Annotated in this window: 13 protein-coding genes and 1 pseudogene; 6 read left to right on the top strand and 8 right to left on the bottom strand. The window is 70.5% G+C overall.

Annotation, left to right across the window (positions count from 1 at the left end; genetic code table 11):
- Positions 1 to 49: 49 nt before the first annotated feature.
- Complete coding sequence (gene otsB, locus OHB44_RS05210) at positions 50 to 874, top strand: trehalose-phosphatase (RefSeq protein WP_238684422.1); 825 nt, start codon at positions 50 to 52, stop codon at positions 872 to 874.
- A gap of 44 nt (positions 875 to 918) precedes the next feature.
- Here the strand turns inward: otsB and OHB44_RS05205 are convergent, their stop codons facing one another.
- The 4 genes from OHB44_RS05205 to OHB44_RS05190 form a co-directional block, all read right to left on the bottom strand.
- Positions 919 to 1,689: an isoprenyl transferase gene (locus OHB44_RS05205; protein WP_091394347.1), complete on the bottom strand. Its 771-nt coding sequence runs from the start codon at positions 1,687 to 1,689 to the stop codon at positions 919 to 921.
- 22 nt (positions 1,690 to 1,711) lie between these two features.
- Positions 1,712 to 2,863, bottom strand: a complete 1,152-nt coding sequence (locus tag OHB44_RS05200) for a geranylgeranyl reductase family protein (protein WP_330439752.1) — start codon at positions 2,861 to 2,863, stop codon at positions 1,712 to 1,714.
- 336 nt (positions 2,864 to 3,199) lie between these two features.
- Positions 3,200 to 4,069 carry a hypothetical protein gene (locus tag OHB44_RS05195; RefSeq protein ID WP_330439751.1) on the bottom strand — a complete coding sequence of 290 codons (870 nt, stop codon included), beginning with the start codon at positions 4,067 to 4,069 and terminating at the stop codon, positions 3,200 to 3,202.
- A 37-nt stretch (positions 4,070 to 4,106) separates the two neighbouring features.
- Positions 4,107 to 5,951 carry a phosphoenolpyruvate carboxykinase (GTP) gene (locus tag OHB44_RS05190; RefSeq protein WP_238684425.1) on the bottom strand — a complete coding sequence of 615 codons (1,845 nt, stop codon included), beginning with the start codon at positions 5,949 to 5,951 and terminating at the stop codon, positions 4,107 to 4,109.
- Positions 5,952 to 6,087: 136 nt separating this feature from the next.
- Here OHB44_RS05190 and OHB44_RS33420 point away from each other — a divergent pair.
- The 4 genes and pseudogenes from OHB44_RS33420 to OHB44_RS05175 all read left to right on the top strand — a co-directional run.
- Positions 6,088 to 6,177 (top strand): annotated as a pseudogene (locus OHB44_RS33420) (GtrA family protein); the annotation flags it as partial.
- Between the two features lie 212 nt (positions 6,178 to 6,389).
- On the top strand, positions 6,390 to 6,926 hold the full coding sequence (locus OHB44_RS05185) for a GtrA family protein (protein WP_274525128.1): 537 nt from the start codon (positions 6,390 to 6,392) through the stop codon (positions 6,924 to 6,926).
- Between the two features lie 63 nt (positions 6,927 to 6,989).
- Positions 6,990 to 7,697: a GtrA family protein gene (locus OHB44_RS05180; protein WP_238684427.1), complete on the top strand. Its 708-nt coding sequence runs from the start codon at positions 6,990 to 6,992 to the stop codon at positions 7,695 to 7,697.
- The gene (locus OHB44_RS05175; protein ID WP_330439750.1) at positions 7,694 to 8,398 is read left to right on the top strand and encodes a MaoC/PaaZ C-terminal domain-containing protein; all 705 of its coding nucleotides are present in this window, start codon (positions 7,694 to 7,696) and stop codon (positions 8,396 to 8,398) included. Before OHB44_RS05180 ends, OHB44_RS05175 begins: the two co-directional genes overlap by 4 nt.
- A 43-nt stretch (positions 8,399 to 8,441) precedes the next feature.
- Here OHB44_RS05175 and OHB44_RS05170 read toward each other — a convergent pair whose 3' ends face one another.
- Together OHB44_RS05170 and OHB44_RS05165 are read right to left on the bottom strand one after the other, a co-directional pair.
- Complete coding sequence (locus OHB44_RS05170) at positions 8,442 to 9,014, bottom strand: PH domain-containing protein (protein ID WP_238684429.1); 573 nt, start codon at positions 9,012 to 9,014, stop codon at positions 8,442 to 8,444.
- 108 nt (positions 9,015 to 9,122) lie between these two features.
- Positions 9,123 to 9,998, bottom strand: a complete 876-nt coding sequence (locus OHB44_RS05165) for a biotin--[acetyl-CoA-carboxylase] ligase (protein ID WP_238684430.1) — start codon at positions 9,996 to 9,998, stop codon at positions 9,123 to 9,125.
- 84 nt (positions 9,999 to 10,082) lie between these two features.
- On the opposite strand from OHB44_RS05165, the gene OHB44_RS05160 reads away from it, so the two are divergent.
- Complete coding sequence (locus OHB44_RS05160) at positions 10,083 to 11,666, top strand: acyl-CoA carboxylase subunit beta (RefSeq protein WP_330439749.1); 1,584 nt, start codon at positions 10,083 to 10,085, stop codon at positions 11,664 to 11,666.
- A gap of 28 nt (positions 11,667 to 11,694) precedes the next feature.
- On the opposite strand, the gene OHB44_RS05155 is transcribed toward OHB44_RS05160, so the two are convergent.
- Positions 11,695 to 12,549, bottom strand: coding sequence for a hypothetical protein (locus OHB44_RS05155; RefSeq protein ID WP_330439748.1), 855 nt, complete (start codon positions 12,547 to 12,549; stop codon positions 11,695 to 11,697).
- A complete protein-coding gene (locus tag OHB44_RS05150; protein WP_112581912.1) occupies positions 12,542 to 13,042 on the bottom strand; it encodes a SigE family RNA polymerase sigma factor in 501 nt (166 codons plus the stop codon). The genes OHB44_RS05155 and OHB44_RS05150 overlap by 8 nt, the downstream gene beginning before the upstream one ends.
- Between the last annotated feature and the right edge of the window lie 15 nt (positions 13,043 to 13,057).

Raw genomic sequence — 13,057 nt, 5'->3', positions numbered from 1 at the left:
GTCCGCTCGGCCAGGAATGAGCCTGGATCGCCGGGGTACGCTGACGCGCGTGCCGCCGTTGAATCTGGGCAATCAGCAGCCGAGAACCCCGTTGAACGCCGACCAGGCCTGGCGGATAACCGCCAGCCGGGCGGCCGGGACCGTGCTCTTCTTCGACTTCGACGGCACGCTCGCGCCCGTCGACGACGATCCGACAGCGGTACGCCCGGCACCCAAGGCGTTAGCCGCGATCGAGGCGCTCGCCCCGGTCGTGCAGCGGGTCGCGATCGTTTCCGCCCGACCCGTCGAGTTCCTTCGGGATCAGCTCGGCGGGCTCGCTGGCGTGGACCTCTACGGCCTCTACGGGCTGGAGCACAGCCACTCCGGCGGCGAGACGGTCACCGAACCGGCCGCGCTGCCCTGGGTGCCGACCATGGAGGAACTGGCCGATCTGGCCCGGGCGGAACTGCCGCCCGGCACGCTCGTGGAGTACAAGCGGCTCTCGGTCGCGCTGCACTGGCGTACCGCCCCGCAGCTCGGCGCGACAGTGCAGCAGTGGGGGCAGGCGCAGGCCGACCGTCTGGGGTTGCGCTCGCAGGCCGGGCGGATGGTGCTGGAGCTCAAGCCACCTGTCGACCGGGACAAGGGCATGGTGATCGGCGAGGCGATCAAGGGTGCCACCGGCGCCTGGTACTTCGGCGACGATGTCTCCGACATCAAGGCCTTCGCCGCGCTGCGCGCTCGCGCCGCCGCCGACCCGGACTTCCTCGGTGTCTGTGTGGCGGTGGCCAACCCGGAGACCGGCCACGAGGTGGCCAACGCCGCCGACCTGACCATCGAGTCGCCGGCCGCCCTGGGCGACTTCCTTACCCGGGCGCTGACCCACCTGCCCTGAACCGACCTGACTCCGACGGCGACCGACGGTGTCGCCGCCGGGGGTCAGGCGCCGTAACGGCGTTGTCTGGTGGCGTACGAGCGCAGGGCCCGCAGGAAGTCGATGTGCCGGAAGTCCGGCCAGTTGAGTTCGCAGAAGTAGAACTCCGAGTGCGCGGACTGCCAGAGCATGAAACCGGACAGCCGCTGCTCGCCGCTGGTGCGGATGACCAGGTCCGGGTCGGGCTGGCCCCGGGTGTAGAGGTGCTCGGCGATGTGCTCGACGTCCAGCACCTCGGCCAACTCCTCGATCGTGCCCCCGGTGGCGGCGTGCTCCAGCAGCAGCGAACGGACCGCGTCGGTGATCTCCCGGCGGCCGCCGTAGCCCACCGCGATGTTGACCTCCGCGCCGCCGGTGCGCTCGCGGGTGCGCTCCTCGGCGCCCTTGAGCGCCGCCGCGGTCTGCGCCGGCAGCAGGTCGAGCGCCCCGACGATGCGCAGTCGCCAGGGGTTGCCCTCCTCTGAGAGCTCCACCACCAGGTCCTCAATGATCTTGAGGAGCGGGTCCAGCTCGGCGGCCGGACGGCGCAGGTTGTCGGTGGCCAGCAGGTAGAGGGTCACGTGCCCGACCCCGGCCTGGTCACACCAGCCGAGGACATGCTTGATCTTCGCCGCGCCGACCCGGTGCCCGTCGTTCGGGTCGACGAAGCCCATCTCCCTCGCCCATCGGCGGTTGCCGTCGCACATCACCCCGACGTGCCGGGGCACCGGCTTACCGGCGAGCTTCGCCGTGAGCCGGCGCTCGTACACGGAGTAGATAAGGTTCCGCAGCGTCATCACCTAGCAGCGTAGCGACCCTTCAGCCGGTCCACTGCCTCGGAGCCCCATCCCCGCCACCCAGACCGGCGCCGATCAGTGCGAGCGTACGAGCGGTGAGGCGTCCGTCACCCAGTCCCAACTCGACCACGTCGTAGAACACCCGGTCGTCCCGACGGGCGGCCCGGACCGCCGCGTCCACCACCCGGCGTCGCCGGGCCAACCAGGCCGCTACCGAACTGTGCCGCAGGTGGGTGCCGAGGCGCCGACGCAACCCGTCGGCGTAGCGGCCAGCAGCGCCCTCGGGCGACCGGGCCGCCGCCGACCCGGCGAGCGCGCCGGAGAGCAACGCGTAGAAGATGCCCTCCCCGGTGAACGGATTGATCAGTGACAGCGCGTCCCCGGCCAGCAGCGTGCGCCCACGCCCCGGCGCCGGCCGGTGGGTGGAGAGCGGCAGGTGATGCGCGCGCAACGCGGTGACTGTCGCCAGATCGGTGCCGGGCAACAGCGCGGCCAGCCGGTCCAGCAGGTACGCGCGGCTCAGCGGCTCGCCACGCAGGACCTCCCCGTACCCGACGTTCGCCCGCCCGTCACCGATCGGAAACGACCAGGCGTACGCCGGCCAACGCGCCTTCGAGGTGACGATGAGCTGCTCGGACGGGCCGGGCAGAGCCGGGGCGTACCCCCGGATGGCCAGCGCGAGGTGCCGGTCGGGGTTCTGCGCATGGCCGAGCGCCCGACGTACCACCGAGCCGGCGCCGTCCGCGCCGATCACCACCCGGCCGGACACCTGCCCGTCGAGCACCACCCGGTCCGCGCGCGGCTCGACCTGGCGCACCGTGTGCCGTCGCAGCTGCGCGCCGGCGGCCACAGCGGCCGCCACCAGCCGCGCGTCGAAAACCTCCCGGGGCACCGTGTACGCGGGTCGGGGCAGAGCCCGAGCCACCGCACCGCCACCCGGCGAGATCATGCGTAACGCCGGCAGCGGCGCGTAGCCCGCCACCGCCTCGGTCACCCCCAGCTCGGCGAGCACATCCACCGAATGCGCGGCGATCCCGTCACCACACGCCTTGTCCCGGGGAAAATCGGCCCGGTCCAGCAGCAGCACGCTGGCACCGGCCCGGCGCGCCGTCAGCGCGGCTGCCGACCCGGCCGGCCCCGCCCCCACCACCACCACGTCGAACTCGTCACCCACCGCGCGCCTCCCTCCAGTCCGACGCGGCGCGGCCGTTCCCGCCGGGCGACCCGGTCGGCCTTGCGGCCGGCCGCCCCGACGATCTCCGCAACCACCCCGACGCCGACCGCTGTGACCGACGCCACCCGCCATCCTGCCCCCTGCCCGCCCTCGAAGACCGCTCCCGCACTGGGCCGACCGGTCTCACTCCCCTCCTTTGCTCTGCACCCGCGGACGCGACGGTTACCGTCCGCGACTGTCGCCTATCGGGGTGCAGAGCAAAGGAGGGGATGGATGGACTGGGTCGCGGTCGGCCGCCGGGTCGGCCCCAGCGGCGCCGGTGCGGCCCACCAGCGGTCAGGGTTGGGGTTCAGGTTGGGCCGCGTCGGTGGTGCGGGCGGCGCGGCGCAGGCCGTAGAGGGCCAGCCCGGCGGCGGCGAGCAGGGGTGCGCCGTCGCGGACCAGGCCGTCCACGCCCAGCAGCCACCAGCACAGCGGCAGATCCACGGCGAGTACGGCCACCGTGACGACGACCAGCAGGCCACGCGCCCAGTCCTTGCCCCGCATCAGGAACGCCGTGCAGAACAGCACCGCGTAGCTGGCCGTGATGCCAGCACCGAACCAGAACAGCACGGCCGGCACCGCTGTCAGTCGACCATCCAGGATGGAACCCCCGGCCACCAGGGCCGGCACCAGCATCAGCGGGCTGTAGGTGAAGGCCGCCACCCGGCTGGTCAACAACCAGGCACTGGCCTGTGGCCGGCGTGGAGGGGTTTCCCGCCACGAGATGCCGTCCCGGTCGATGACGAGGCGTGGACGGTGCCGGACCAGGTGCCCGGCCAACGCCGACGAGCGGTAGAGCAGCCAGACCACCGCGACACAGAGCGCCGTGAGAATGGCGAAGCCGAGCAGGCCGGGCAGCGGCGGCACTCCCTGCCGGGGCACGATGAGCCGGCCGACCGCGAAGATCGTGGTGACCGCGAGGATCAACCCGAACGGGCGGGCCACCGTACGACCCCGTCGCACGTGCCCGATCAGCAGCAGGAAGCCGAACGAGCGCAGCATGGCCCAGCCGGTCCGTACGGCCAGCCCGAATCCCTGCTCCGGGGCGTACCACCAGTTGAGCAGCTCGACCACGACGGTGGCCGCCGCCGTCGTCGCCAGCAGGGTGGTCAGCACCCGGACGGCGGACGGCCGCCGGACCTGGGTCTCGGCGGCCGTCCTCATGAAATCCGATGTTGCCCGCGAAGGGTCTCGTTCACACCTATCGCTGCGGCTGCGCGGCGTCCAGGCGGGCGCGCAGCGCGTCCAACTCGGCCCAGAGCACGCCGGGCAGCTTGTCACCGAACTTCTCGAACCACTCGGTGATCATCGGCAGCTCGTTGCGCCACTCGTCCGGGTCGACCTTCAGCGCGATCCGAACATCCTCCGGGGTCATGTCCAGGCCCTCGACGTCGAGGGCGTCCGGAGCGGGGACCATGCCGACCGGCGTCTCGACCGCGCCGGCAGTGCCCTCGATCCGCTCGACGACCCACTTGAGCACCCGGGAGTTCTCCCCGAAGCCCGGCCAGAGGAACGAGCCGTCCGGGTCCTTGCGGAACCAGTTGACGTAGTAGATCTTGGGCAGCTTCGCCTCGTCGCCGTCGGCGCCCTTGCCCATCTCGATCCAGTGCCGGAAGTAGTCACCGGCGTGGTAGCCGATGAACGGCAGCATCGCCATCGGATCCCGCCGGACCACGCCGACGGCGCCGGACGCGGCGGCGGTGGTCTCCGAGGAGAGCGTGGCGCCCATGTAGACGCCGTGCACCCAGTCGCGGGCCTCGGTCACCAGCGGGATGGTGTCCTTGCGGCGTCCGCCGAAGAGGATCGCGTCGATCGGCACCCCGTTGGGGTCGAAGTACTCGTCGGCGAGGATCGGGCACTGGGTGATCGGGGTGCAGAACCGGCTGTTCGCGTGGGAGGACAGGCTGTCGCTCTCCGGCGTCCAGTCGTTGCCCTTCCAGTCGATCAGGTGGGCCGGCGGCTCGCCCATGCCTTCCCACCAGACGTCGCCGTCATCGGTGAGGCCGACGTTGGTGAAGACGGAGTTGCCCCGGTCCAGCGTGCGCATGGCGTTGGCGTTGGTCTTCCAGTCGGTGCCGGGCGCGACGCCGAACAGGCCGTACTCGGGGTTGACGGCGTAGAGGCGGCCGTCCGGGCCGAATCGCATCCAGGCGATGTCGTCGCCGATGGTCTCGACCTTCCAGCCGGGAATCGTCGGCTCCACCATGGCGAGGTTGGTCTTGCCGCAGGCAGACGGGAACGCGCCGGCGATGTGGTAGGTCTTGCCCTCGGGCGAGGTGATCTTGAGGATCAGCATGTGCTCGGCGAGCCAGCCCTCGTCCCGGCCCATCACACTGGCGATCCGCAGCGAGTAGCACTTCTTGCCCAGCAGCGAGTTGCCGCCGTAACCCGAGCCGTACGACCAGATCTCCCGGCTCTCCGGGAAGTGCGAGATGTACTTGGTGTCGTTGCACGGCCACGCGACATCCTGCTGGCCGGGGGCGAGCGGGGCGCCGATCGAGTGCAGCGCGTGCACGAAGTCGGCGTCGTCGCCCATGGCCTCGAGGACCCGGGTGCCCATCCGCGTCATGATGCGCATCGAGGCGACCACGTAGGGGCTGTCGGTGATCTCGACACCGAACATCGGGGACTCGGCCTCGACCGGCCCCATGACGAACGGGATGACGTACATGGTGCGACCGCGCATGGAGCCCCGGTACAGCTCCGTCATCGTCCGCTTCATCTCGGCCGGCGCCATCCAGTTGTTGGTGGGGCCGGCGTCCGCCTCGTCGACGGAACAGATGTAGGTGCGCTCCTCGACCCGGGCGACGTCCGTCGGGTCGGTGCGCGCGTAGAACGAGTTGGGCTTCTTCTCCGGGTTGAGCCGGATCAGGGTGCCGGCCTCGACCAGCTCATCGGTGAGGCGGCGCCACTCCTCGTCGGACCCGTCCACCCAGACGACACGGTCGGGGGTGGTCAGTTCCGCGACCTCACGGACCCAGGCGAGCAGTTTCGGATGGGACGTCGGGGCCTGATCAATACCCCGCACAACAGCCGGAGCAACCATGACACATCTCCTTGTGGTCGACGCTGACCGATCTATGGGATGCACGAGACTCAGCGGCGCGATGCGTCGCCTTCGTGGAAACCTGGGATTGGCCTCAGCGTAAACCGGGCAGCCTTCCGAGTCAGTGGGACAGGTTGTGAAGAACTGCACAAGCTACGGCCTCGCTGCGGCATCACGAGCTGATACCCGCTTTCCCGCGCAGTTTCACGCAAATCTTGTTGTGCACCCCGGCGGACGCTTGTTGCGGTCGGGCCGTGGACCTGCCCCGCCGACCGGTGCGGGGATTCCCGTTCCGCGGCGGCTCAGTCCTCCCAATTGGCTACGCTCTGTGCAGTGGTCACGTACGCGGCGCTGGACCCTTCGGGAGACCACGCCCGCTTGCCGTTGCTACCCCTCTGACTGGCCGGCAGCCGGTAGGCTCCCTCCGTGGCCGCCACGATGACCGGGGAACAACCGGGTCCCCGGCAGACCCGACGGGGTCTCGTCGGCTTACTCCTCGACCGCTTCGGTCACCTCATCCGCGAGATGGGCAAGTTCGCCACGGTGGGCGGCTTCGCCTTCCTCGTCGACTTCGCGCTCTTCAACTACCTGACGAGCAAGCACGGCGTCGAAGAGCTGACGGCGAAGACGATCTCCACGGTGATCGCGGCGTCCGTCGCCTTCGTGGGCAACCGGTTCTGGACGTGGCGGCACCGCCAGCGCAACAACGCGGCCCGCGAGTACGCGCTCTTCTTCTTCTTCAACGCTGTCGGTCTCGGCATCACCGTGGCCTGCCTCGCGCTCAGCCGCTACGGGCTTGGAGCCATCTGGCCGGCCGTGTTCCAGACGCGCCTGGCGGACAATCTCGCCAGCTACATCGTCGGCACCGGGTTCGCCACGCTGTTTCGATTCTGGTCGTACCGGCGGTTCGTCTTCGTCGAAGCGGGAACCCCGACCCTTCCGCAGGTGAATCCGGATCGAGACCACGGGGCGTGACCTGCCGCCCACCTCGTTCGGCCGGTGATCGCCGGCCGCACCGACTGCCCTAAGGTGTTTCGCATGCGTCTTGTCCGCCTGCTGCCTGAGCGCTGGCAGAAGTTCATCCACGAGGCGCTCAAGTTCGGCATCGTCGGCGGCATCAACACCGTCATCAATTACGCGGTGTTCAATGCCCTTGCACTGACCGTTTTCGTCAACGGTCAGTTGAAGGCGACAGTGATCGCGACGATCGTCGCCACCATCACGTCGTACCTCATGAATCGGCACTGGACGTACCGCGATCGCCCGAAATCGGCGCTTCGCCGAGAATATCTGCTTTTCTTCCTATTCAACGGTGCTGGTCTGCTCATTGAGCTGGGGGCCGTGGCGGCAGCCAAGTACGGTCTCGGCGTACACGGCCTTCTGGCGCTGAATCTGGCCAAGACCGTCGGTGTCATGCTGGCCACGCTGTTCCGGTTCTGGTCGTACCGCACCTTCGTCTTCCAGCCCGTCGCACCGGCCGAGGACGAGGCCGCGAAGCCCGACTCCACCTGGCACGACATTCCGCGCGACGAGTGGGACACCATGGCGGAGATGGACCCGGTCGCCGAGTTGGCGGAATCGGTGTCCGAGCTGGAGGAGGCGGAATCCGCGCAACGCCTCGACTCCCCAGCCGGCGCACCGGCTCAGAGCCGGCTCCCGCGGCTGAGCGTCAGCCCCGCCGTCGACCTGGACGCGGAACTCGCCGCGGAGCTGCACGTCAGCACCCGTCGCGCGCCCCGACGGTGACGACACCCGACGCCCGCTCCGGCACGGGGCGACCGGCCGAGCTGTTCTTCGAGGATCTCGTCCCGGGGCTCACCGTCGACCTCGGCGTGGTCACCGTGGACGCCGACGAGATGGTCGCCTTCGCCCGCCGCTTCGACCCGCAGTGGTACCACGTCGACAGCGACCTGGCCGCCGCGAGCCGGCACGGCGGTCTGATCGCCAGCGGCTTCTACACGGTCAGCCTGTTCATGCGCGCGTACGTCGACCACCTGCTGTCCCGGGCCGCCGCTGACGCATCCCCCGGCCTGGAGGAGCTGCGTTGGCTCGCCCCGGTGCGGGCCGGCGACCGGCTCGCGGTCCGGGTCGACGTGATGGGCGCCCGACCGTCGACTGCCCGCCCCGGGCTCGGCACCGTCAGCCTCACCGGCACCATGCTGCGCCTCGGCCCGGACGACCGGCCCGAGCAGGAGGTGCTGCGGACCCGCTTCCGTGGCTGGTTCGCCGTGCGACCGGTCGAGGCCGACCCCGCCGAGGTCGAGGTCCAAGCCGAGGCCGAGGTTGAGGCCGAGGTTGAGGCCGAGGCCGAAGCCACCGACGCTGACCAGCCCGAGGTGGACCAGCCCGACCCCGGCCCGACCGCAGGGGACCCGCCCACCGTCGGGTCGTCCGACAGCGGCTCGACGGCCAGCAGCGGCTCACCCGAGGCCCAACAACCCGACTGACCCGCCCCCACCGCGCGGCAGGGGCGGGTCTCCACCGTCCGGTTCAGGTAGTGGTGTCGCGCAGCGGCTTGCCGTCCTGCATGTCGGCGAGCATGTCGCGCATCTCGCCATCGCCCAGCGAGTGCTTGTCGTGCTGTGCCTCGACCAGCTCGTACAGGGTGGTCTGCACCCTCCCGACGTCCGGCACGTCGGCGAGCACCGACTGGCCGCGCTCACCTGCCGACTCGATGGTGAGCGTCCCGCAGCCGAGCAGACGCTCGACGAAACGCTGGTTCATCGAGTGGTCGTTGACCCGGGCGAGCGGGAGGTCCCGCCGGTCCCGGGAGAACACACCCTGCTGAAGCAGGACTCGCTCGTTCGTGAACAGGTAGTGGGTGGTGCGCCAGACCAGGAACGGCCACAGGCCGAGCCAGAGCACCGCGACCAGGGCGATCGCCCCGATCACGGCCAGCGCGATCGAACCGCCGCCACTCTCGGGCAACAGGAGCACGCCGACCACCACCGCGGCGATGGCCAGCACCAGCACCGCGATCGGCCGGATCAACGCCTTCCAGTGCGGATGCAGGTGCAGCACGACGTGCTCGTCCTCGGTGAGCACGTCTTCAGGAAACGCCACGGGAACCTCCAACGCGATTTTCTAGACGCGCAGACGGTAAACCCCCCAAGCCCCGCCACGACATCCGCCGCGCGGGCCCACTCGGGCTCTTCGTGATCTTGCCCGTCCTCAGCGGAGGTGCAGGACGTCGCCGGCGGCCAGGGTCCGGGCGCCGGTCGACGTGGTGACCATCAGTTGGCCGTCCGGGTCCACTCCGGTGGCGGTGCCGGTCAGGGACTCGCCGTTGGGGAGCAGGACGCGTACCTCGCGTCCGATCGTCGCGCAGGCCGCCAGGTAGGCGTCGCGCAGGCCGCTGGCCACCGCGTCGCCGCCCGCCGAACGCCAACGGTCGTACCAGTCGGCGACCGCGCGCAGCAGCGCCCGCAGCAGCGGATCCCGATCGGTGGCCACAGCGCCGGCCAACTGGAGCGAGGTGGCCGGCAGCCCGGTCGGATTCACCGGCAGCTCGTCGGCGCGCAACGTCACGTTGAGCCCGATGCCCAGCACGATGGCCGGCGGTTGGTCCGGCGCCCGTCCGGGCACCGCCTCGGCCAGCACGCCCGCGCACTTCGCGTCGTCGATCAGCAGGTCGTTCGGCCATTTGAGGCTGGCTTCCAGCTCGGCCAGCCGGGCCACCGCCTCGACCAGCGCCACGCCGGCCAGCAACGGCAGCCACCCGTACCCAGTGGGTGTCGCCGGCAGCCAGCCACGGTCCGGCACTGCCTCGCCGGGCCGCAGCAGGACGCTCGTCGCGATGCCGGCCCGCGCCGGCGACTGCCAGACCCGACCGCGTCGGCCGCGCCCTTCGGTCTGCCGCTCGGCGACCACTACCAGGCCCTCGGGCTCGCCGGCCCGGGCGGCCTCGGCCACGTCGGCGTTCGTGGAGCCGGTCTCGGCACGCAGCTCCAGCCGGGCCCACGGCCCGTTCGGCGCTGTCAACGCGCGGCGCAGCCGGGCCGCCGACAGCGGCGGCCGGTCCAGATCGGTGTACGGGGAGCCCGACATTCCGCCAGCCTACGGCGGTGCTCCGGTCGACACTGAGGCGTACTGCACAGCGGCACCCACCTGAACCATCGTTATATTCCCTGGGTGACTACCGAGACCGGGACCAACATGCACAGCACCGCGGGCAAGCTGGCGGACCTGGAGCGCCGGGTCGACGAGGCGGTGCACGCCGGGTCGGCCCGCGCCGTGGAGAAGCAGCACGCGCGCGGCAAGAAGACCGCCCGCGAGCGGATCGAGATGCTGCTCGACGAGGGCTCCTTCGTCGAACTCGACGAGTTGGCCCGGCACCGGTCCACTGCCTTCGGGCTGGAGCGGAACCGCCCGTACGGCGACGGTGTGGTCACCGGCTACGGCACGGTGGACGGCCGGCAGGTGTGCGTCTTCGCTCAGGACTTCACTGTCTTCGGCGGCTCGCTCGGCGAGGTCTTCGGCGAGAAGATCGTCAAGGTGATGGACCTGGCCATGAAGATCGGCTGCCCGGTGGTCGGCATCAACGACTCCGGCGGCGCGCGCATCCAGGAGGGCGTCGTCTCGCTCGGCCTCTACGGCGAGATCTTCTTCCGCAACGTACGGGCCTCCGGCGTCATCCCGCAGATCTCACTGGTGATGGGTCCCTGTGCCGGCGGCGCGGTCTACTCCCCGGCGGTCACCGACTTCACTGTGATGGTCGACCAGACCTCGCACATGTTCATCACCGGCCCCGACGTGATCAAGACGGTGACGGGCGAGGACGTCGGCATGGAGGAGTTGGGCGGCGCGCGTACGCACAACACTCGCAGCGGCAACGCGCACTACCTCGCCAGCGACGAGGACGACGCTGTCGACTACGTCAAGGCGCTGCTGTCGTACCTGCCGTCGAACAACCTCGACGAGCCGGTCGTCGTCGACGCCCCCGCTTCGCTTGAGGTCACGGACGAGGACCGGGAGTTGGACACCCTGATCCCGGACTCGGCCAACCAGCCGTACGACATCCACACGGTGATCGAGCACGTCCTCGACGACGGGGAGTTCCTGGAGGTCCAGCCGCTCTACGCGCAGAACATCGTGGTCGGCTACGGCCGGGTCGAGGGGCGACCGGTCGGTGTGGTGGCCAACCAGCCGATGCACTTCGCCGGCACCCTGGACATCGCCGCCTCGGAGAAGGCCGCACGCTTCGTTCGCACCTGCGACGCGTTCAACATCCCGGTACTGACCTTCGTGGACGTGCCCGGCTTCCTGCCCGGCACCGGTCAGGAGTGGGACGGCATCATCCGCCGGGGCGCGAAGCTCATCTACGCGTACGCCGAGGCGACCGTCCCGAAGGTCACCGTGATCACCCGCAAGGCGTACGGCGGGGCATACGACGTGATGGGCTCAAAGCACCTCGGCGCGGACCTGAACTTCGCCTGGCCGACAGCGCAGATCGCGGTGATGGGCGCGCAGGGCGCTGTGAACATCCTCTACCGCTCCGAGCTGGCCGCCGCCGAGGACCCGGCGGCGGTCCGGGCCGAGAAGATCGCCGAGTACGAGGACACCCTGGCCAACCCGTACGTGGCCGCCGAGCGCGGGTACATCGATTCGGTGATCGCGCCACACGAGACGCGCACCCAGATCGTCCGGGCACTGCGCGTCCTGCGGACCAAGCGGGAAACCCTACCGCCGAAGAAGCACGGCAACATCCCGCTCTGACCTCGCCGCCCTGATCGCCCCGGCCGCGTTAGCAGGGCGGGTTGGCGGCAGCACACATCCGCGCTGCCGCCGCCACTGCGAGCTGGACGAGTTCGGCCTCGGTGCCGTCGTCACCGAGGCGGAGCACCGAGACGGTGTCGCCGACCCGGACGACCGCCAGCAGGATCGGCGACGGCGCGTCGCCGAGCGGCTGGCCGGTCTCCAGGTCCCGGGTGACGGTGAGCGAGTCCCGCAGGATGGCGGCGTCGTCCCCGGCGAAGCCCCGCCGCACCACCGACCACCGGTGCAGTGCTTCCCCCGTGCGGGTCCCTCCCGCCGTCATGACCGGCCCCACGCTCAGCCACGCGGCACACGGGGCGACCAGGTCGTCCAAATCGGTGAAGAGCTGTCGGGCCGCCTCGGGTACCAACCGGAAGAGATCCTGCGTGACCAGACCAGCCGACCGGGTGCGGATCGGCGCAGCGTCTTTGGGCACGAACGTCTGTGAACGGGACAGGATCGACATCTGCCAACCGTTCGACCGTCCCTGGCTCGTCCGGCAGTAGCCGAGCAGGTGGTCCAGCAGGACCGGCTCGCCCAGCCCCGATTGGCTGAGCTGCACATCGACCTGTTGCGACAGGTCGGCTGGCTGCAACAGGGCGTCGGTGGTGATCTCGTGCCGGGTCGGCGAGGCCGACGCGGCTGGCTGAGCCGGTGGCGGCGACGTCCTCGGGGCGGCGACCGCCACGGCGGAGACCCCGGCGAGGGCCAGCACGACGGTGGCCACCACGATCTTGCGCTGGCTGCGGCGGCGGCCCCGGAAACGGATCTCCTCCGGGCCGAGCCACCGCACGTCCTGCAGGTCCCGCTGGATCTGTTCGACGAACGTCGGGTCGTCACGCATCGGTGGCCTCCTCCAGATCAGAGACGGCGAGCAGGCCGGCGAGCGCGGTACGCCCCCGGGAGAGACGGGCCTTGACGGTGCCCACCGGGGCCGCGGTCTCCCGCGCGACCTCGGCGACCGGCATGCCTACCAGGTAGTACAGGGCGATGGCGACGCGTTGCTCCTCGGGCAGTCGACGCAGGGCGGCGACCACCGCGACGGTGTCGGTGCCCGGCCCGGGAACGGTCTCGGTGGCCCCGTGTCGCAGGTACGCGCGGGCGCGGCTACGCAGGCTGCGCCACCGGCTGACGGCGATCCGGCTGGCCACCACCCGCACCCACGCCTCCGGATCGTCGTACGCGCTGACCGTCGACCAGCGCTGCCACGCCCGGACGTACGCCTCCTGCACGGCGTCCTGCGCCTCGCCCCGATCGCCGGTGAGGGCATAGACGAACCCGAGAAGTCGTTGCCGACTCCCCCGGTAGAACTCGTCGAACCCGTCGACGTCCGGCACCCGCTACCTCCCCGT

Origin of the sequence: Micromonospora sp. NBC_00821 (assembly GCF_036347035.1) — a bacterium.
In the GTDB taxonomy this organism is placed as follows: domain Bacteria; phylum Actinomycetota; class Actinomycetes; order Mycobacteriales; family Micromonosporaceae; genus Micromonospora; species Micromonospora hortensis.
The sequence above is the reverse complement of the archived record's forward strand: the minus strand, read 5'-3'. Positions and strand labels throughout refer to the sequence as shown.